Genomic DNA, 18,463 nt, shown 5'->3' on the forward strand with positions numbered 1-18,463 from the left:
GCATGGCCTGGGACATGTGACCCTGCATGTCCTTCATCGAATCCTCCTTGGCAGCCGACGCCGCCTTGCAGGCCGCGGGCAGCTCGAACGAGGGCCCCTGCATGGAGCCGTGGTCGTGGTCGGCGGCGAAGGCCGCCCCGGTGCCGGCGAGCGCCAAAGTCGCGGCGAGGGTCAGGGTGCGAACGAACAAGATTGCCTCCTCAGGTCGGTTGGCGGGGGCGGCCGGTCGAGCCGCCGCGTCGGGTTCAGGCGGCCATCTTCCGGCAGCTCTCGGCGCAGGCCCGGCACTGCGCGACGCAGTCCTGCATGTCGCCGACCTGCTCGCAGCTCCTGGCGCAGGCCTCGCAGATCTCGGCGCAGGCCCGGCAGGTGTGCTTGTGCTCCGGCAGGCCGATCAGCATGAAGTGCGCCGAGGTCCGGCAGATCTCCGCGCAGGCCAGCATCAGCCGGAAATGCCCCGGCTCGACGTGCTTGCCCCCGGCCGGCAGGCAGTGGTTCGAAGCCATGCCCAGGCAGGTCTGGTAGCAGCGCAGGCACTCGTCGATGCAGGATTGCATCTCGCTCGACACGTGGCTCATTCAGATATCCTTCTCGCTTGTATTTGCGAATGAGGGCACAGCTAGAGATCTGATAAAGTATTAACTCAACCAGCTAGCTACAACCTGGATATCAAACTCCTCAATCCGCGAAGCGTTCAGAAATAAATACTCTGTACGATCACGGATTTGGGAGCTTCGCCTACCTGCGCGAGGGCGACCTCACTGGGTGCCCTTCTTTTTGAGGAAGGCCTCCATCTGGGCGATCTCGACGTCCTGAGCCTTGATGATCTCCTCGGCCAGCTTCCGGATTTCGGGGTTCTTCGAGTGCTCCAGCGCGACCTTGGCCATGGCGACGGCCCCCTTGTGGTGGGGGATCATGCCGCGCACGAAGTCGACGTCGACGTCGTTCGTGTAGCGGATGTCCATGTCCCGGTGCATTTCGGCGCCGACGTCCCGGAACGCCTTCGTGGCCGGCGTGTCCGACTTGTCCGTCGCCGTCATCGCGGCGTGGTCGTGCCCGGCATGGTCGTGGGCCTCGTGCGCCAGGGCGATGCCCGAGAGGCCGAGGGTCAGGGCCGCCGCGGCGAGGGTCGAGGTCAGGGTCTTCATCGAAGGGGTCTTCCTGGTGCGTGGGATCAGTTGAACTTGCCGCTGGCGGTTGCGCCGTCCGGGCCGGTGAGCTGCACGGCGCCCTTCGGGCTGTCGCCGAGCGCCGCGGCGGCCTTGCCGGTGAGGCGGTTGCCGTCGGCGGGCTCCAGGGGCACGCGGGTCGGCTTGCCGCCGACGACGAGGATGGCCGTGCCCTTGAAGCCCGCGGCCGGGACAGGCTTCTGGCCCTCGTCGGACACGAACACGTCTACGGTCTCGCCCTTGGCGACGAGCTCGACGTGGAACTTGCCGGCGTCCGCTACCCGGCCGCCGTGCTGGCCGGAGGTCTCGTGGGCATACACGGTCGTGGCGGCGAGCAGGCCGGCGACCAGGGTCACTCGCGGTAGGATCATGCTCAGGTCTCCTCTCGGGGTTCAGTAGGCCTCGGCCTGGCGCGGGCGCGCGCCGTCCGGGGATGGGTGGACCGGTGCTTCGGCGTGGAGGGCGCGCAGCCGCTCCAGCGGCTTGCGTCCGAAGCGCAGGAACAGGACGGGGGTCAGGAAGGTGTCGAGCAGCGTCGCGCTGACGAGGCCGCCGAAGATCGTCACCGCGACCGGGTGCAGGATCTCCTTGCCCGGGCTCGCGGCATCGTAGAGCAGCGGCACCAGGGCGACGCCGGCCGAGAGCGCCGTCATCAGCACCGGGGTCAGCCGCTCCAGGCTGCCGCGCACGACGAGGTCGGGGCCGAACGGCACGCCCTCGTGCAGCGACAGGTTCAGGTAGTGGCTGATCTTCAGGATGCCGTTGCGCGCGGCGATGCCGGTTAGCGTGATGAAGCCGATCATCGACGCCACCGACAGCGGCTGCCCGACCAGCCACAGCGCCGCCACCGAGCCGATCAGGGCGAGCGGCACGTTGCCCATGATGATGAGCGCCAGCGCGGCCGAGCGGTATCGGCTGTAGAGGATGGCGAAGACCAGGGCGAGGGACAGCGCCGACAGCGCCGCGATGGTCCGGCTCGCCTCCTCCTGCGCCTGGAAGGTGCCCTCCAGGCTGGTGAAGAAGCCGGGCGGCAGCGGCTCCTTCGCCACGGCCTCGCGGATGGCCGCCACGATGGTGGCCATGTCGCTCTCGCCGTTGGTGTTGGCCTGGACGACGATGCGGCGCCGGGCGTTCTCGCGCAGGATCTGGTTCGGCCCGTCGGTCTCGCGGATGTCGGCCACCTGCCGCGCCGGCACCCAGCCCGAGGGCGTCTCCAGCAGCAGGTCGCCCAGCCCGGTCGTGGTCCGGCGATTCTCCGAAAGGCGCAGGACCACGTCGAAGCGGCGCACGCCGTCGACGACCGTCGAGACCACCCGCCCGTTCGAGAGGCGGCTGATCTGCTCGACGACCGCGGCCGGCTGGACGCCGTAGAGGGCCGCCCGGGTGTAATCGACCCGCACCTCAAGCTGCGGGATGCGCACCTGCCGCTCGACCTGCAGGTCGACGAGCCCCGGGATCGCGGCCATCCGGTCGCGCAGGGAGTTGGCGACCCGGCGCAGGGCGTCGAGGTCCTCGCCGAACACCTTGAGCGCGATCTCGGCCCGCACGCCCGAGAGCATGTGGTCGAGCCGGTGCGAGATCGGCTGGCCGACGTTGACGGCCACCGGTAGGGCCGCGAGGCGCCCGCGGATGTCGGCGACGAGCGCCTCCTTCGGACGCTTGGCGCCTTCGTCGAGCGCCACCTCGATCTCGGACGAGTGGACGCCCTCGGCGTGCTCGTCGAGCTCGGCACGGCCGGTGCGGCGGCCGACCGCCTTCACGCCCGGGATGTCCAGCAGCAGCCGTTCGGCGATCAGCCCGACCCGGTTGCTCTCGGCGAGCGAGATCCCCGGGTTGAAGGTCATGTTGACCGTGAACGAGCCCTCGTTGAACGGCGGCAGGAAGGCCCGCGGCAGGTTCCAGGCGGCCACGCCCGCGGCCACCACCGCCGCCGCGACGGTGCCGACCAGCAGGCCCTTGTGGCGGAAGGCGACCCGCAGCAGGCCGGCGTTGCCGCGCTTGAGCAGCTTCAGGAAGCGGCTGTCGTGCTCCTCCAGGTTCTTCAAGCCCGGCAGCAGCAGGGACGCCAGCACCGGCGTCAGGGTGATGGAGGTGAGTAGGCTCGCCAGGATCGAGATGATGTAGGCCTGCCCCAGCGGGGCGAAGAGCTGGCCCTCGATGCCCGACAGCGCGAAGAGCGGCACGAACACCAGGATGATGATGAGCGTCGCGTAGACGATGCCAGAGCGCACCTCGTTCGAGGCCTCCACCACCACCTGGAACACGCTTTTCGGGTTGCCCGCCCGCCGGTTCTCGCCGAGCCGCCGGTAGATGTTCTCGACGTCGACCACCGCGTCGTCGACGAGCTCGCCGATGGCGATGGCCAAGCCCCCGAGCGTCATGGTGTTGATGGACAGCCCGAACAGGTGGAACACCACGGCGGTCGTCAGCACCGAGACCGGGATGGCGAGCAGCGAGATGGCCGTGGTGCGCACGTTCAGCAGGAAGGCGAACAGCACCACCGCCACCACCAGCACCGCCTCCAACAGGACGCGCTCGACGTTGCGGATCGAGGTCTCGATGAAGTCGGCCTGCCGGAACAGGACCTGGTCGGCACGGATGCCGGCCGGCAGGGTCGGCGACATCTCCTTCAGGGCGGTCTCGATGCTGCGGGTCAGCCGCACGGTGTCGACGTCGGGCTGCTTCTCGACCGAGACGATGACCGAGGGCTTGGCCATGTAGCCGGCGTCGCCCCGCTTCGTCCGGGCGGCGAAGGAGACCTCGGCCACCTGGCGCAAGTGGACCGGCGTCTCGGCGACCGTCGCGACCACGAGGTTGCGCAGGTCGTCGAGGCTCATGGTCCGGCCGATGTTCCGGATGAGGTACTCGCGGGAATGCTGGTCGGTGAAGCCGCCGCCGGCGTTGGTGCCGAACTGCGCCAGCGCCGTTTCGAGCTGGGCGTTCGTCACCCCGAGCGAGCGCATGGCGGCCGGGTTCGGGCTGACCCGGAACTGGCGCACCTCGCCGCCGATGGGGATGACCTGCGCCACGCCCGGAATGGTCAGGAGCCGCGGCCGGATGGTGAAGTCGGCGACCTCGCGCACCTGCATCGGGGTCGCGGTCTCGCCGGTCACCGCCACCAGCAGGATCTGGCCCATGATCGAGGAGATCGGCCCCATGACCGGGGTCACGCCCCGGGGCAGCTGGTCCTGCACCAGGGACAGCCGCTCCGCGACCTGCTGGCGGTTGCGGTAGATGTCCGTGCCCCAGTCGAACTCGACGTAGGTGATGGACAGCCCCACGCCCGAGACCGAGCGCACCCGGGTCACCCCCGGCAGCCCGTTCATCCGGGTCTCGATGGGGTAGGTGACGAGCTGCTCGACCTCCTGGGGGGCGTAGCCCTCGGCCTCCGTCATGATGGTGACGGTGGGCTTGTTGAGGTCGGGGAAGACGTCCACCGGCAGCTTGGTCGCGGTGAAGGCGCCGAAGAGCACCAGCACCGTGGCCATGGCGAGGACGAGCAGGCGGTTGCGGACCGACTGGCTGACGAGGAACGTGAACATCTGGCCTGCCTCCTCAGCGCACCTGGTCGAGGAGCTCGGCGCCCTGGGTCACGACCCGCTTGCCGGGTCCGATCCCCTCGGCGACCAGCACGCGGCCGCCGTCGAGCGGCTCGACCCGCACGGGCCGGGCCTCGAAGCGCTCGGCGGTGGTGTGCTCGTAGACGACGTCCTGCCCGTTGCCGGTGCGCACGACCGCCGCGCGCGGCAGCGCCAGGCCGGACTGCTCGGTGTCGGTCCCGGCCAGCACGGTGACGAACTGGCCGACGCGCAGGCCGGAGGCGTCGCCCTGCACCGCGAACTGCACCGGGATGGCCTGGTTGCGGTCCGCGAGGCCCGTGCCCTGGTAGGCGAGCTTCAGGGCGCGTCCGTCGGCGAGCCGCGCCGTGGCGTTCTGGGCCGCCGTCAGGGCGTCGAAGCTGAGGGCCTCGACCCAGAGGCGGTTCGGGTCGACGATCTGGAAGACCATGGCGCCGGGTGCCGCCATCTGGCCGGCCACCGCGGTCGCCTGCGCCACCACGCCGTCGACGGGGGCGACCAGGGTCTCGGGCTGTTGCCTGATCTTGTCGAGAGCCGCGCGGCGGTCGTGCAGCCCGTTGAGCTCGGCGACCGCGTCGTCGAGCTGGGTCTGGGCGACGGCGCCGGTCGTGGCGAGTTTCCTGAAACGCTCGACCCGACGCTCGACGATGGCGATCTGCTGGTCGAGTTCGCCCTGGCGCTGGCGCATGTCGGAGACGTCGACGGCCTGGACCGGCGGTGTCACGGTCGCGAGCACGTCGCCCTTGCGCACCTTCGTGCCGAGGCGCGGGAACAGGCCGGACGGCGGCGGCGAGAGACGGCCGCCGACCGAGGACTGCACGACCCCGCTGGCGTTCGGGTCCGGGATGATGCGGCCGGGCAGCTCGACCGAGCGGTGGAAGCTGCCCTGCTCGGTCATGGTAGTGCGCAGGACCAGCAGGCGCTGGGTCGGTTTCGGCACGAAGACGGAGCCGTCGGGCAGGCGCTGCGCGAGGTCCGACGAGGCCGGCGTGGTCTGGCGCGGCTCGATCAGGGCGGCGCCCTGCACGGGCGCGCCGTGATCCTCGTCGCCGTGCGCGAAGGCGGCGGTGCCGAGGACGATGGTGATGCCGATGGCGACCAGCGCCACCGCCGGCGCGCCACGGCGCCCGCGTGCGAGCGCCGTCACGAGCACGCCGAGCAGGAAGGCGACGGCGACCGCGGCCACCAGGGCCGGGTCCTTGGCCGTGAGCCGCTCCCGGACGTCGTGGGCGACCTCGGACAGGCGCGCCAGGGCAGCCTGAGCCGGGGCCGGCTTGGCAGGCGCCGCGGCCGCGGCGACCTTCGGGTCGGGCACGGTGACCGCCACGGTCAGCACATCGACCGCGTCGCCGGCCGTGACGGTCGCGAGGAGCTCGTGCCGGCCGGGCTTCGACAGCCACGGGGCCGGCAGCGCGTAGCCGCCGTCGGTCGTGGCGGTCGCGACCTTGGGACCGTCCGGCGTCTCGACCTCGATGGTCGCGCCGGGCACCGGCTCGTTCGTCCGGAAGCGGTCGAGGAACAGCGTCAGGGTCCCGTCGCGCGGGATGGCGACGAGCTCGAAGGCGTCCGAGAGCGCCTCGCCGCGCGGGGCGATGGTCTTCGAGACAGGGGGCTGGGCGGCGCCGTGGTCGTGGCCCTCGTGGGCGAGCGCCGGCCCCGCCAGGACGGCGGCAAGCAGCGCCACCGCGCGCAGGGCGGCGGCAAAACGGGTCGACATGAACAGAAATCCTCGCGTCGGGAAGTCCGGACGGCGCCGTTCTCGGGCGCAATCCGGGCGTCGCGCGCCTCAGGCGCGCCCTACTTCACGCGAGGGTTCGTGGGGGCTTGGGCAGGGCCTCGGGGACGGGGCCCGAACGGCCGGCGACGTCGCGCGGGATCAGCGTGACGGTTCGGAACAGGGCCGGCGACAGGGCATAGGGCCCGGACAGGACGCCGGTGGCGCAGCAGGCCATCGTCCCGCAGCAGCGGGTCTTGCAGCCGACCGGGCAGCACTTGTCCTGGCTCGGCTCGATGCGCGCGCCGTCGACCGTGGCCGGGGCGAGCGCGACCCTGGCCCATGCCGGCAGGACGGCCCGGACGGCGACCTTGGGAGCCACGGAGACCGCGGGCGCAACAGCCTTGGGCGTCGGAGAAGGGGCGACCTTCGGCTGCGCCGCGGCGTGGTGGCCGTGGTGCGCGTGCCCCTCGTGGGCCTGGACGGCGGACGGCGCGACGTAGGCGATGATCGCGAGGATCATCGCCGCCATCAGGCGCACGATTTGCCGGTCGAGGCTCATGAGTTCTGGCTTACACCGATTCCGGTGGCGGGACTATGTCCGCCGTTGAGACGTGAATGCCGGGATGAAGGTTTGGTTGCCGTCGCGGCGTTTCAAGCGGCGGCGAGCAGCGGCTCGGCCGGGTAGCCGGCGGCGGCGATGACCTGAGCGATCCGGTCTGCCGGGACGGACGCTCCCGACACCGTGACGAGCTTGGTCCTGAGGTCGACCTCGACCCGGGCGTTCGGCTCGATGCCCTGGACCGCGCGGGTCACCGACTTGGCGCAGCCGCCGCAGCCCATCTTCTCGACCTTGAAGCTATGCATGACGCACTCCCTTGGATGACGTCACACCCAGATGGGGCTTCCCATAGTGGGAAGGTCAAGGCCCCTACCTTCAGGCCGGTCGCCGCCGCGGCGAGCACCACATAACGGCAGCCCGGCCATGGGAATCGTCGTTTAAAGCCACATAACGGACCGGCTTGTCGTTTTGAGGGACTTTGCGCGCCGGAGTCGGTCCTCACCGGCACCGTGCTCACGCGGCACGTTCAGACAAGCTCCTCACCCCGGTATCGGGCAAAGGTGTACCGGCCTTCCGGACCGAACAGGACCACATCGTAAGTGGCCGGCTCCATGCCGTCGACCTCCATGCCGGGCGAGCCGACCGGCATGCCCGGTACGGCCAGACCCGTTCCCTTCGGCTTCTCGGCGAGCAGGCGCTTGATCGCGCCGGCCGGCACGTGCCCCTCGATTGCGTAGCCGCCGACCTGGGCGGTGTGGCAGGAGGCGAGGTCCCGCGGCACACCGAGGCGGGCCTTCACCGGGTTCACGGGCCCCACGGTCACCGTCACCACGAAGCCGGCCTCCCGCAGGTGGGTGACCCACTTTTCGCAGCAGCCGCAGGTCGGGTCCTTCGTCACCGCGACCTCGGGCAGGCCCGCGGCGAGGGCCCGCGGCCCCACGGCCATGCCCGCCGCCAGTCCCGCGAGCAGCGCCCGGCGCGTCGTCCTCGTGTCGGCCTTCATCGTTCGCACCCACGCTCCCATTATCGAGGGCACGATACGGCTTCCCACGATGGGAGGGTCAAGCCTCGCCTCCCGGACGCGTCAGGGCTTGCGACCGGCCGAGCGAAATGGCGCGCCACAAGTCGGCGCCCCGGCGTCAGTAGCCGTGATGGTGATGGTGATGGCCTCGGTCGAAGTGAACGGGGCGGTCGTAGCCGTGATGGTGATGCCGCTCGTAGCCATGGCGGTGGCCGTGGCCATGGTGATGATGGTGGTCCCAATGATGGTGGTGGCGATGGCCCGGACCGTGATCGTACCACTGCGCGGATGCGGCGCCAGGGAGGAGCACGAGGGCGGCGGCGACCAGGCCTGCGATGCGAAGCTTCATGGAAGGACCCTCCTCGGTTTAGATGTCTCCAGACTGGGCAAGTCGCGTTGAACCGGTTCTGAAGCCTGCGCGCAGCCTCCGTTCAGCAAACGGCGTCGCTTCCCTCGACGACGTCCGGCCGCGCCCCCCACAAGGCTATCGCCATGCCGAGATTCGCCAGCGCGAGCGCCACCAGCACGCCGTAGGCCGCGTCGGCGCCGCCGTAGGTGAGCGCCACCGCGCCGAGGGAGGGTGCCACGGCCTGCGCGATCAAGCCCGGCCGCGCCAAGCGTCCAACGAGCACCGGGTAGCGGACCGGGCCAAACAGGGCGAGCGGCACCGTGCCCCGGGCGATGGAGTAGATCCCGTTGCCGGCCCCGTAGAGCGCCAGGGCGACGCCGACCGCCGGCACGCCGGCCGCGAGGACCGCCAGGCCGGCTGCCACCAGCACCATGGCCGCGGTCAGCGTCCAGAGCGGGTGGTGCCGCCCCTTCGCAGCCATCTCGACGATGCGGGCGCCGACCTGGGCTGGGCCGATCAAGGCGCCGTAGGACACGGCCGCGGCGAGCGCGACGCCGCGGGCCTGGAGCAGGGTGATCAGGTGCACCGAGATTAGCGTCATCACCGTGCCGCCTAGCACCAGCACGCCGGCCATCAGCAGGAAGGCCCGCCGCTCGCGCGGCGTCAGCGGCTCGCCATGCCCGCGCGTCACCTCCGCACCGGGTGCCGCCACGGGCGCCGGCGGGATCAGCCCGAGCACCAGCGGCAGGGTCACGGCGAGGTGCAGCCCGGCATAGGCGAGGCAGGCGCCGCGCCAGCCGACATGGTCGACGAGGAAGGCCGAGAGCGGCCAGCAGACGGTGCTGGCGAACCCGCCCCAGAGGGTCAGCTTCGTGATGGCCGGGCGCGCCTCCGCGCCGTAGAGGCGGCCCAGGGTCGCGAAGGCCGGGTCGTAGAGGCCGCAGCCCATGCCGAGCCCGATGACGAGCCAACCGGACAGGAACACGGGCAGGTTCGGCGCCAAGCCGATCACGACGTGGCCCGCCGCCAGCAGCAGGGCGGCCGATGCCAGGACCGGGCGTCCCCCGTGCCGGTGGATGGCGATTCCCACGCGGGGCGAGGCGATTGCCGCCACCAGGAGCCCGACGGACAGGCCGCCGACCACCCAGGCGAGTGGCCAGCCCGTGTCGGCGGCGATGGGACCGGCGAGCACCGCCGGCAGGTAGAACGACGAACCCCAGGCGAGGATCTCCACCACCCCCAGGGCCGAGATGACGGCCAGCCTGCCTCGCCCGCTCATGTCGGCACCCCGCGACCGCACCGCGGGCCGGTCGCCGCCTTCGCCTCGGGTTCGGCGCCGCGGCATCCATCCGAACCGGCCGACCAGGGCGTGGCGGCCAGCGCCGCCAGGCAGCGGCCCATGATCTCTTGGCCGGTCGGGAAGCCGTCCCCGGGCGGGGCCCGGCTCGTCCACGGGCCCGCCTCGTAGCCCCGCGCAGGGAGGCGAGCGGCCGCCGCCAGACCGACCCGGCCGGCGCCGACGACTGCGCCCGGTAGCGGCGTCGTCTCTGGCATGCGCTGCTCCGCAGGTTCCGGAATTATCGAAATAACGGGCACGTCGTCAGGCCGCCTCGCCCGTCCCGGAGCAGGTCTCGTCGGCGCAGCACTCGTCCGCGAGGAACCCGACGAGGTCGTCCATGGCGGGGTAGACGGCGCGGCAGATCAAGGTGGTGGCCTGCCGCTCCTGCGAGACTAGGCCGGTCAGGATGAGCCGGTGGAGGTGGTGCGACAGCGTCGAGGCGGCGGGGATGCCGACGCGGTCCTGCAGCCGGCGCACCGGCAGCCCGGCATGCCCGGCCCGCACGAGCGCCCGGTAGATCCGGAGCCGGGCGGGACTGCCCAGGGCCTCAAGCTGCTTGGCCGCTTGTTCGACGTTCATGGAAATACATGGCCATGGAACGCGTCGGCGTGCAATGCCTTATTCGGCATCCATCGAATAACGGGGCCGCCGCCGGTCGCCTCGTAGCCTATGCACGGACATGACCCACGCAAACCTTCTCGCTGCCCTCCGCAGCCATGACGCTCTCCTCGTCCATTGCTCTCGTCCTGGTAAGGGTCAGGATCCGAAGGAGCGGGTCTATCCAGACGACCTGCAGAACGCGATCCAAGTGCTCGACCGTGGCATTGGAACACTGCCGTGTTCCCTCATCTGGCCCGCTCATCAGGCCACGTATGGCTCGGTCGGCATCGTCATCAAGCCTCGTACGTTTGCGTCCGTGAAGGGTGTCGTCACCGGAGATGGCGGCACCACTTACGATGATGCTACGGGCGAGCGCTCCAAGGGAAGAACGGTGCCGCTCACCATGCAGAACCTGCCCTCTGCCTTCACACCCACCGGCGAGCACAACGAATGGACGGTCGCGGATGCCGACTGCGTCGGCATCTACTTCGCGCCCGGCAGGTATGCTCAAGTGGCCGAGCGGACGGGGCCGCTTGGACCGGATGCCAAGTACCCCACCAACTTCAGAAACCTGACGATGGATGACGTCCGCAAGGACTTTCCCGGCTTGCCCATCTTCAGCATCGTAGAGGGGCGGGTGCTCGGCTTCGTCCATAATCCGTACTGATTTACTCCGCCGCTTCCGTCCGGCTGCTCCGTGACGCTGGCAGCCGGACGGCCCCGCGCTCGTACCAGCCTTGGCTCCGGTTCACGATCCACACCACCGAGAGCATGACCGGCACCTCGATGAGGACGCCGACCACGGTGGCCAGCGCTGCGCCCGAGTTGAAGCCGAACAGGCTGATCGCGGCGGCCACCGCCAACTCGAAGAAGTTCGAGGCGCCGATCAGCGCCGACGGGCCGGCCACGCAGTGCTGCTCGCCCGCGGCGCGGTTCAGGAGGTAGGCCAGTCCGGAGTTCAGGTAGACCTGGATGAGGATGGGGACCGCGAGCAGGCCGATCACCGCTGGCTGCGCCAGGATCTGCTCGCCCTGGAAGCCGAACAGCAGCACCAGGGTGGCCAGGAGCGCCATGAGCGAGGCCGGCCCGAGCCTGGCGAGGAGTCGGTCCAGCGCCGCCTGCCCGCCCGAGGCGAGGAGGGCGCGGCGCACGACCTGGGCGATGATCACCGGGATGACGATGTAGAGCACCACCGACAGAACCAGCGTGCCCCAGGGCACCGTGATGGCGGAGAGCCCGAGCAGCAGGCCGACGATCGGCGCGAAGGCCACCACCATGATCGTGTCGTTCAGCGCCACCTGGCTCAAGGTGAAGTGCGGCTCGCCCCGGGTCAGGTTCGACCACACGAACACCATCGCGGTGCAGGGCGCCGCCGCCAGGATGATGAGCCCGGCGATGTAGCTGTCGATCTGGTCGGCCGGCAGGTAGGGCCGGAACAGGTAGCCGATGAACAGCCAGCCGAGCGCGGCCATCGAGAAGGGCTTAACGGCCCAGTTGATGAACAACGTCACGCCGATGCCGCGCCAGTGCCGCCCGACCTGCCGCAGCGAGGCGAAGTCGATCTTGAGCAGCATGGGGATGACCATGAGCCAGATCAGGGCGGCGACCGGCAGGTTCACCTTGGCGACCTCGGCCGCGCCGACGGCGTGGAAGAAGCCTGGCATGACGTGGCCGAGCGCGATGCCGGCCACGATGCAGAGGGCAACCCAGACGGTCAGGTAGCGTTCGAACAGGGACATCGGGCTTCCTCAGGCGGTGGCGACGCGGCGGCCGTGCTCGTCGACGACGCGCTCGCCGTCCTCCTTCACGAGTTCGCCCTGCTGGGCGGGAAGCAGATCCAGCACAGCCTCGGACGGCCGGCACAGGCGCACGCCCTTCGGGCTGACCACGAGCGGGCGGTTCAGCAGGACCGGATGGGCCTCGATCGCGTCGAGGAGCTGCTCGTCGGTCAGCGACCGATTGGCGAGGCCGAGTTCCGCGTAGGGCGTGCCTTTCTCGCGCAGCACGTCCCGGACCGAGAGGCCGGCACGGGCGAGCAGTTGCTTGATGAGCGCCCGGCTCGGAGGCGTCTTCAGGTACTCGACCACGTGCGGCTCGACGCCGGCGTTGCGGATCATCGCCAGGGTGTTGCGCGACGTGCCGCAGGCGGGGTTGTGGTAGATGACGACGTCCATCACGCGACCTCCGGGCGGGCCGAGGTGGCGCCGGCGAGCTGGCCGATCTCCCGGACCTTCGACGACAGGGCGACCTGGTCGAGGCTGCCGAGCGGCAGGGCAACGAAGGCCGCGATCCGATTCTTTAGGTAGCGCTGGGCGGTGACGAATGCGCGCTTGCGCTCCATCTCCGAGCCCTCCGCCGCCGCGGGGTCCTCGATGCCCCAGTGGGCCGTCACCGGCTGGCCGGGCCAGTACGGGCACGCCTCGCCGGCGGCGTTGTCACAGACGGTGAAGACGAAATCCATGACGGGGGCGTCGGGCCCGGCGAACTCGTCCCACGACTTCGAGCGCAGGCCCTCGGTCGGGTAGTCGCTCTCCCGCAGGACCTGCAGCGCCAGCGGGTGCGGCTCGCCCTTCGGTTGGCTGCCGGCCGAGAAGGCGCGGAAGCGCCCGCCGCCCTCCTTGTTGAGCATGGCCTCGGCCAGGATCGAGCGGGCCGAGTTGCCGGTGCAGAGGAACAGGACGTTGTAGGCGGGCTCAGGCATGGAGGGTGTCCCCGGTGGTGCAGTCGCAGGCGGCGAGCGCGGCGACGGCCGGGTTGCACACCTCCGGGTGGCCCTGGCAGCAGTCGCGCATGAGGAACTGGACGAGGTCGGACAGGCCGGCATAGGCGGCGCTGTAGATGACCGACTTGCCCTCGCGGCGGGACGTGATCAGCCCGGCATGCGAGAGCTCCTTCAGGTGGAAGGACAGGTTGTTGCCGGCGACGCCCACGGTCTCCGCGAGCACTCCGGCCGCGAGGCCGTCGGGACCGGCCGTGACCAGGGCGCGCACGACCCGCAGGCGATGCTCCTGTCCGAGCGCCGCGAAGGCGGCGAGGGCTTGCCGTTCGTCCATCGAATGACCTACATATCAACTCCTGTTGAAACGTAGAGGAATCAAGCGCCTTGGACAAGCCCCAGCAGCCGTTCGCCGACGGGATGCCCAACCTCTCCGAGGCGCATTTCGAGGTGCCGACCGCCGAGCGCGTGGAGGCGTCGATGCCGCTCGCCCACGCGCCGCGCTTCCTGATCCTCTACGGCTCGCTGCGCGCGCGCTCGTTCAGCCGCTTCCTGGCCTACGAGGCGGCGCGCCTGCTGGAAGCGATGGGTGGCGAGGTGCGGATCTACGACGCCCACGGGCTGCCGCTGCCCGACGACGCCACCGCCGACCACCCGAAGGTGCAGGAGCTGCGGCAGCTCTCGATCTGGTCCGAGGGCCAGGTCTGGGTCTCGCCGGAGCGCCACGGCAACCTGACTGGCGTGATGAAGAGCCAGATCGACTGGCTGCCCTTGAGCGAGGGCTCGGTCCGGCCGACCCAGGGGCGGACGCTCGCGGTGATGCAGGTCTCGGGCGGCTCGCAGAGCTTTAACGCCGTGAACTCTCTGCGGGTGCTCGGGCGCTGGATGCGGATGATCACCATCCCGAACCAGTCGTCCGTGCCAATGGCCTACAAGGAGTTCGACGACGCCGGCCGCATGAAGCCGGGCCCCCTGTACGAGCGCGTGGTCGACGTATGCGAGGAGCTGATGAAGTTCACGCTCCTGACCCGCGGGAGGGCCGACTACCTCGTCGACCGCTACAGCGAGCGCAAGGAGCGCGAGCCGGAACGGCTCAAGGCCATCGCTTCCGACATCGGTTTCGCCAAGCCCTAGGCTTGCGTCGTCGACGATGATCGTTCGCTGGACTCCGGCCCTCACGAGTGGGCGCGGTAGGCGCGACGGAGCAGGCGCGTGCTATGCCGCGCCTGTTCCTCGACCGGGAGCGGGCTAAGGCATCAGGCGAAGTCCTCGTCGTAATACATCGAGTCGTCCACCTTGCCGTCGGTCTCAAGCTCCGGTTCCATGTAGGCGATCCGCCCTGCGACGCGCTCGAACGTCATCACAGTCGTGAAGACGATCTTGTCGCCATGGAACGCCCGATCCTGGTCGTTCTCGCCGTTCAGCGATCCGGTCAGGGTCGCGACCAGCGCGTCGTCACTCGGCTTGAAATCGTATTCCTCGATGTAGAGCTCATCGAAGTAGGCGTTCGTCGAGGCGATCTCGCCGTCCAGGGCCCCCTCGATCATCATCGGGTCGTCCTGGACGAACGCGTTGACATCGTCGCTCAGATGCCTGGACCTCCAGAACCGGCCGTCGAAGTGGCCCTGGCTCGCGAGGAAGTCGCACAGCTCGGACGTGAGATCCTCGACGCCGGGCAGGTCGGCGGGAAGCCCCCGGAGCGTTCCGACTCGCTCGTCCATTAGGCGCAGGTCCGGGATGAGGATTTCGGCCTTGCCGATGTCGCTCAGGGGAAACCTGGTTTCCGCTCGGAGCGCCGCGGCCGTCTTGTATCCGAAGAATGCGGCCACGAGTTCGTGCGCGTGAGAGGAGCCCAGCTTGTTGCCGGTCAGGAGGCGATAGCGCGCGCGCAGGTGGTCCGCGCAGTCCTTGGGAAGGGACATGGCACATCCATTTCACACCGGCGTCTTGAGTGGGTGGTCACAAGCGCTTGATGATCACCCTGCGCCGGCAGAGATGGTTGCCGTTCAGGTATCGATCCGAGATCGAGTTCGCCGCCTTTTGGGTCGCTTGCAGCCCGGGCATCGGCTCCGGTTTGGAATGTAGCCGTCGCGACCACGCTCGGCAACTGGCATCCCGCGATCGGGCGTCTGGTTATCCCGCACCGGACGGGGCTTCGGCCTGCGGGCCCCATCGGACGCGCCGCGGCGCTTGCGCCCGTCCCGCGCCCCGCTCCTGGCCTTCGCACGCGCGTCCGTGCGAAAAGCCCGGCACCAAGCTCGACAGGGCGGCAACTGGGGGGATGCGGTGATCACGATCGGGATCAGGGCGGCGCCACGCGTGGTCACCTTCGCGGTCTACGACACGGACGCCAAGACGGTCATCAACGTCGAGGAGATCAGGATCCCGGCGGCCTTTGGGACCCCCGACGGGCTGAAGTACCTGCGCAGCAACCTCCTGGACGTCCTGCGCGAGTTCCGGGTCGAGAGGGCCGGCGTGCGGCTCACCGAGCCCAGCGCGCAGTCCCTCAGCATCGACCGCGTCCAGATCGAGGGCGTCATTCAAGAGGCCTTCGCCAGCAGCGAGCTCTCGGCCTATTTCGCGGGCCCGATCGCCACCGGGGCGGCCCGCCTTGGCATCGAGCGGACGCGGTTCAAGCCACTCGCCGACGGCGAGGACGGGTACGGCATCGAGAACTGGGGAAAGATGTCGAAGGAGGAGCGGGAGGCGATCCTGTACGCCATGGGGGCCGAAAATGCTTAAGCCGTACAACAAGGCCGAGCTGACCTTTGAGCGGGTGCGGGACATCGGCGCGGACGGCCGCAACTCGGAGACCTTCCTCTCGCGCGATCACCAGCTCAACGCGGAGATCGTAACGAAGCGGATCGCGAAGGCGAGCCTGGCCTCGCCGGCCGAGTTCTTCGCGGAGTCGCAGGCCCTCTACGCGAGCGCTCATCAGAACGTCGTTCAGATCCACTACGCCTGCTACGACGAAGACCATATCTACCTAGCGATGCCGTTCTACCGCCGCGGCTCGGTGAAGGGCCTCATCACGGGCCGCTACATGACCGTCCGCGAGATCGTCACGGTCGCCTGCCAAGTCCTGAGCGGGCTTCACCACATCCACTCGAAGAAGCTCGTCCACTTCGACGTGAAGCCCGACAACATCCTGCTGTCGGACCGGGGCGAGGCGCTGGTGTCGGATTTCGGGCAGGCCAAGCAGATGAACTTCGTCGGGAAGGCCGAGCAGGACCGGCACTACACCCCCATGATCCCGCCCGAGGCCCTGGCGGAGGATCGGTTCGACCTCACCTTCGACATCTACCAGTTCGGGCTGACCCTCTACCGGATGTGCAACGGGAACGAGGCCTTCCACGCGCAGCTGGCGAAGTACGGTCCGCCGGGACCCGGTTTCGACCGGGCCGGCTTCCGGTATGACGTCCGGAACGGGCGGTTCCCTGACCGCCGGGCGTTCGCGCCGCACATCCCGTCGAAGCTCCGCAAGGTCGTCCGCGCCTGCCTGGAGACAGAGCCCTCCGATCGATACGGTTCCGCCCTAGACGTGGCCAACGCACTGGCCGACATCGACGGCTGCCTGCTGGACTGGCGCCTGGAGGCAACAGCTGATAAGAGAGTTTAGGGAAGAACGAAAACGGAACGTCGTACGAGTTCACCGTAAACGGGGACGGGAGCTCCGAGTGCTACAAGACGAAGGACGGCGGACGGCGGCAGCGCGTGACCGCCGCATGCCAGACCAAAATCTCCGAGCGGGACGTGGAGCGGCTGCTAGGTTCCTACTGATGGCCAAGATCAAGAACGACCCGAGCCGATACGTCAGGCGCTCCAGCCTTGCTGGGCGCCCGGCCGCCTGCGCGGGCGAAAAGGGCGATCAGGCGAACCGGAAGCCGGAGCGGGACTTCCTGGCCGCCCCCATCGGCGACGACTTCTACGTGGATTTCCGACCTCAGGGCCGTCGAGACAACACATAGAGATCCGCGCGACTGCGCCGCGGATCGCATTCGGGCCGTCCGGACGTGAGACGGGGCGAGCGACCGGCCCCGCACCGGCGCGACGAAGTCACCGCTTTGCACCGCAAGGCCGGCTGTAGACCGTGCCGTCGTGCTCCAGGGCGCCGTCCGAGCGCACGACGAGATCCACATCATACGGGACCTCCGCCCCACCCATGCCGTAGCAGCGCGCGGCTCGGACGCGGCCGCCGGGGATTGTCGCGTGCCGGCAATCCATCAGGTCGATGCCGACGTCAGGGCCTGGGCCGATGGTAATGTCGGGCATGCCCGGCGCGCAGTAGCGGCCGGGTGCGGGTAGGGGCGGACGCATCTCGGGCGCCATAGGCGGCTTCACACCCTAAGGCGCATTCTCTAGGTAGGCGCAGGGTGGTTCGCTCCCGTTCGCCTAAGCATCGTCGATGAGCAACGAAGCGCCGAGAGCCGACTTCGGGCTAGTCGGACTTGGACCGCCGCTCCCGACCCTTCTCGGGCCTTCGGATTGTCTGCTTATCGGCCATCTGATTGGCCCAGAACGACCGATCCTGGCCGCAAGCGGCCTGTCCTCTTAGGGGCTCAAGCTAAGGGCAAGCGGACGTCCTACGCCGCTCAGGTGAATGCCTCAAAGTGACCCTTTGCAGACCTAGCGGCTGGCCGGATGAAGCGTCTGCTTCGAGCGGAGAAGCGGACTTCCCCGGGACGGTCACGACATCAGCAGGTTGTGGCCCATCAAGCGGCCGCATGTAGCGGGCGGGCTTCAGCGAGTTCAGGCAACGTGGCGGTCTCACTCCGCCGAGATGACGCCCGGCGTCGCGCGCTCGGAACACCGGCTGGCGCAGCCGCTCTGACATCCGGTCGGCGCAACGCGGGCAGCGGGCAGCGATCGTGCAGAGATATGGAGCCTCGCTCGGCATCGGGTTCGTGGCGGGGATGCGCAGCATGTCCGCCTGCGCCGCGCTGACGTGGGCGGCATCGCAGGACCGGACGCGCGGCGACCTGATCCCCAGCAGGCCGGGCGCGCGGGCGCTCGCCACGACGGCCACCGCTGCCGAGATGGCCGACGACAAGATGCCGTTCGCACCCGACCGCCGCATCCCGCCCTCGTTCGCGCTCCGGCTCGCGATCGGCGCGGTCGGAGGCTGGGCCTTGTCCGGCCGGTGCGCATCGCCCGAGTACGGCGCCCTGGCCGGCGTCGCAGGCGCGGTCGTCGGCACGCTCCTCGGGCACGGCGCCCGGGGCGGGGACTCGCGGACATCGGCAGGACGAGCCCGGGGGCTTGCCGAGGACGTTGCCGCCGTCGGCCTCGCCGCGTTGGTGGTCGCGTCCGCGGAGACGAAAAGGTACCGAGCATCGCCTTGAGGCGGCCTAGCGTCGGCTCAAGCGTATCGAGCGGCGTCGGCTTACTAGGTGGATCACACCGGCTTCGCGCAGC

At 69.6% G+C, this 18,463-nt stretch carries 23 protein-coding genes and 1 pseudogene; 7 read left to right on the top strand and 17 right to left on the bottom strand.

The window, feature by feature from the left end:
- The 9 genes and pseudogenes from MFF61_RS04020 to MFF61_RS04060 all read right to left on the bottom strand — a co-directional run.
- Nucleotides 1-190, bottom strand: a pseudogene (locus MFF61_RS04020) (DUF305 domain-containing protein); the annotation flags it as partial.
- Between the two features lie 55 nt (nt 191-245).
- Entirely contained in the window at nt 246-578 is a 333-nt protein-coding gene (locus MFF61_RS04025) for a four-helix bundle copper-binding protein (protein WP_238233839.1), read from the bottom strand.
- Nucleotides 579-758: 180 nt separating this feature from the next.
- Nucleotides 759-1,148: a CopM family metallochaperone gene (gene copM, locus MFF61_RS04030; RefSeq protein WP_147025426.1), complete on the bottom strand. Its 390-nt coding sequence runs from the start codon at nt 1,146-1,148 to the stop codon at nt 759-761.
- A gap of 26 nt (nt 1,149-1,174) precedes the next feature.
- The gene (locus MFF61_RS04035; RefSeq protein WP_147025427.1) at nt 1,175-1,540 is read right to left on the bottom strand and encodes a hypothetical protein; all 366 of its coding nucleotides are present in this window, start codon (nt 1,538-1,540) and stop codon (nt 1,175-1,177) included.
- A gap of 21 nt (nt 1,541-1,561) precedes the next feature.
- The gene (locus MFF61_RS04040) at nt 1,562-4,711 is read right to left on the bottom strand and encodes an efflux RND transporter permease subunit (RefSeq protein ID WP_238233840.1); all 3,150 of its coding nucleotides are present in this window, start codon (nt 4,709-4,711) and stop codon (nt 1,562-1,564) included.
- 13 nt (nt 4,712-4,724) lie between these two features.
- Entirely contained in the window at nt 4,725-6,464 is a 1,740-nt protein-coding gene (locus MFF61_RS04045) for an efflux RND transporter periplasmic adaptor subunit (RefSeq protein WP_147025429.1), read from the bottom strand.
- Between the two features lie 85 nt (nt 6,465-6,549).
- Nucleotides 6,550-7,023, bottom strand: coding sequence for a hypothetical protein (locus MFF61_RS04050; protein ID WP_147025430.1), 474 nt, complete (start codon nt 7,021-7,023; stop codon nt 6,550-6,552).
- 92 nt (nt 7,024-7,115) lie between these two features.
- Nucleotides 7,116-7,328 carry a heavy-metal-associated domain-containing protein gene (locus MFF61_RS04055; RefSeq protein ID WP_147025431.1) on the bottom strand — a complete coding sequence of 71 codons (213 nt, stop codon included), beginning with the start codon at nt 7,326-7,328 and terminating at the stop codon, nt 7,116-7,118.
- A gap of 221 nt (nt 7,329-7,549) precedes the next feature.
- A complete protein-coding gene (locus tag MFF61_RS04060; RefSeq protein WP_147025491.1) occupies nt 7,550-8,026 on the bottom strand; it encodes a DUF411 domain-containing protein in 477 nt (158 codons plus the stop codon).
- 148 nt (nt 8,027-8,174) lie between these two features.
- Between MFF61_RS04060 and MFF61_RS04065 the strand changes: the two genes are divergently transcribed.
- Nucleotides 8,175-8,444, top strand: coding sequence for a hypothetical protein (locus MFF61_RS04065; RefSeq protein WP_238233841.1), 270 nt, complete (start codon nt 8,175-8,177; stop codon nt 8,442-8,444).
- Nucleotides 8,445-8,475: 31 nt separating this feature from the next.
- Here MFF61_RS04065 and MFF61_RS04070 read toward each other — a convergent pair whose 3' ends face one another.
- Complete coding sequence (locus MFF61_RS04070; RefSeq protein WP_147025433.1) at nt 8,476-9,672, bottom strand: MFS transporter; 1,197 nt, start codon at nt 9,670-9,672, stop codon at nt 8,476-8,478.
- A gap of 321 nt (nt 9,673-9,993) precedes the next feature.
- Nucleotides 9,994-10,311, bottom strand: coding sequence for an ArsR/SmtB family transcription factor (locus MFF61_RS04075; protein ID WP_147025435.1), 318 nt, complete (start codon nt 10,309-10,311; stop codon nt 9,994-9,996).
- Between the two features lie 100 nt (nt 10,312-10,411).
- Between MFF61_RS04075 and MFF61_RS04080 the strand changes: the two genes are divergently transcribed.
- Entirely contained in the window at nt 10,412-10,999 is a 588-nt protein-coding gene (locus MFF61_RS04080) for a hypothetical protein (RefSeq protein ID WP_147025436.1), read from the top strand.
- Between the two features lies 1 nt (nt 11,000).
- Here the strand turns inward: MFF61_RS04080 and arsB are convergent, their stop codons facing one another.
- Genes arsB through MFF61_RS04100 form a run of 4 tightly spaced genes read right to left on the bottom strand, consistent with a single transcriptional unit; the run spans nt 11,001 to nt 13,385 of the window.
- Nucleotides 11,001-12,071, bottom strand: coding sequence for an ACR3 family arsenite efflux transporter (arsB, locus tag MFF61_RS04085; protein ID WP_238233842.1), 1,071 nt, complete (start codon nt 12,069-12,071; stop codon nt 11,001-11,003).
- A 9-nt stretch (nt 12,072-12,080) separates the two neighbouring features.
- A complete protein-coding gene (gene arsC, locus MFF61_RS04090; protein WP_147025438.1) occupies nt 12,081-12,506 on the bottom strand; it encodes an arsenate reductase (glutaredoxin) in 426 nt (141 codons plus the stop codon).
- A complete protein-coding gene (locus tag MFF61_RS04095) occupies nt 12,506-13,033 on the bottom strand; it encodes an arsenate reductase ArsC (RefSeq protein ID WP_147025439.1) in 528 nt (175 codons plus the stop codon). Before MFF61_RS04095 ends, arsC begins: the two co-directional genes overlap by 1 nt.
- Nucleotides 13,026-13,385 carry an ArsR/SmtB family transcription factor gene (locus MFF61_RS04100; protein WP_147025440.1) on the bottom strand — a complete coding sequence of 120 codons (360 nt, stop codon included), beginning with the start codon at nt 13,383-13,385 and terminating at the stop codon, nt 13,026-13,028. The genes MFF61_RS04095 and MFF61_RS04100 overlap by 8 nt, the downstream gene beginning before the upstream one ends.
- A 50-nt stretch (nt 13,386-13,435) precedes the next feature.
- Here MFF61_RS04100 and arsH point away from each other — a divergent pair, with 50 nt between their 5' ends.
- A complete protein-coding gene (arsH, locus tag MFF61_RS04105) occupies nt 13,436-14,182 on the top strand; it encodes an arsenical resistance protein ArsH (protein ID WP_091882023.1) in 747 nt (248 codons plus the stop codon).
- A gap of 122 nt (nt 14,183-14,304) precedes the next feature.
- Here arsH and MFF61_RS04110 read toward each other — a convergent pair whose 3' ends face one another.
- Nucleotides 14,305-14,970, bottom strand: a complete 666-nt coding sequence (locus tag MFF61_RS04110) for a hypothetical protein (protein WP_147025441.1) — start codon at nt 14,968-14,970, stop codon at nt 14,305-14,307.
- 364 nt (nt 14,971-15,334) lie between these two features.
- Here MFF61_RS04110 and MFF61_RS04115 point away from each other — a divergent pair, with 364 nt between their 5' ends.
- From MFF61_RS04115 to MFF61_RS04125, 3 genes are all read left to right on the top strand, one after another.
- Complete coding sequence (locus MFF61_RS04115; protein ID WP_091882029.1) at nt 15,335-15,790, top strand: hypothetical protein; 456 nt, start codon at nt 15,335-15,337, stop codon at nt 15,788-15,790.
- Nucleotides 15,783-16,667, top strand: a complete 885-nt coding sequence (locus MFF61_RS04120) for a serine/threonine-protein kinase (RefSeq protein ID WP_238233843.1) — start codon at nt 15,783-15,785, stop codon at nt 16,665-16,667. Before MFF61_RS04115 ends, MFF61_RS04120 begins: the two co-directional genes overlap by 8 nt.
- Nucleotides 16,668-16,827: 160 nt before the next feature.
- A complete protein-coding gene (locus tag MFF61_RS04125; RefSeq protein ID WP_109951700.1) occupies nt 16,828-17,016 on the top strand; it encodes a hypothetical protein in 189 nt (62 codons plus the stop codon).
- A gap of 88 nt (nt 17,017-17,104) precedes the next feature.
- Here the strand turns inward: MFF61_RS04125 and MFF61_RS04130 are convergent, their stop codons facing one another.
- Nucleotides 17,105-17,377, bottom strand: coding sequence for a hypothetical protein (locus tag MFF61_RS04130; RefSeq protein WP_147025442.1), 273 nt, complete (start codon nt 17,375-17,377; stop codon nt 17,105-17,107).
- Nucleotides 17,378-17,916: 539 nt separating this feature from the next.
- On the opposite strand from MFF61_RS04130, the gene MFF61_RS04135 reads away from it, so the two are divergent.
- The gene (locus MFF61_RS04135) at nt 17,917-18,390 is read left to right on the top strand and encodes a hypothetical protein (RefSeq protein WP_043765999.1); all 474 of its coding nucleotides are present in this window, start codon (nt 17,917-17,919) and stop codon (nt 18,388-18,390) included.
- Nucleotides 18,391-18,463 lie beyond the last annotated feature (73 nt).

This window comes from Methylobacterium isbiliense (assembly GCF_022179325.1).
Taxonomy (GTDB): domain Bacteria; phylum Pseudomonadota; class Alphaproteobacteria; order Rhizobiales; family Beijerinckiaceae; genus Methylobacterium; species Methylobacterium isbiliense.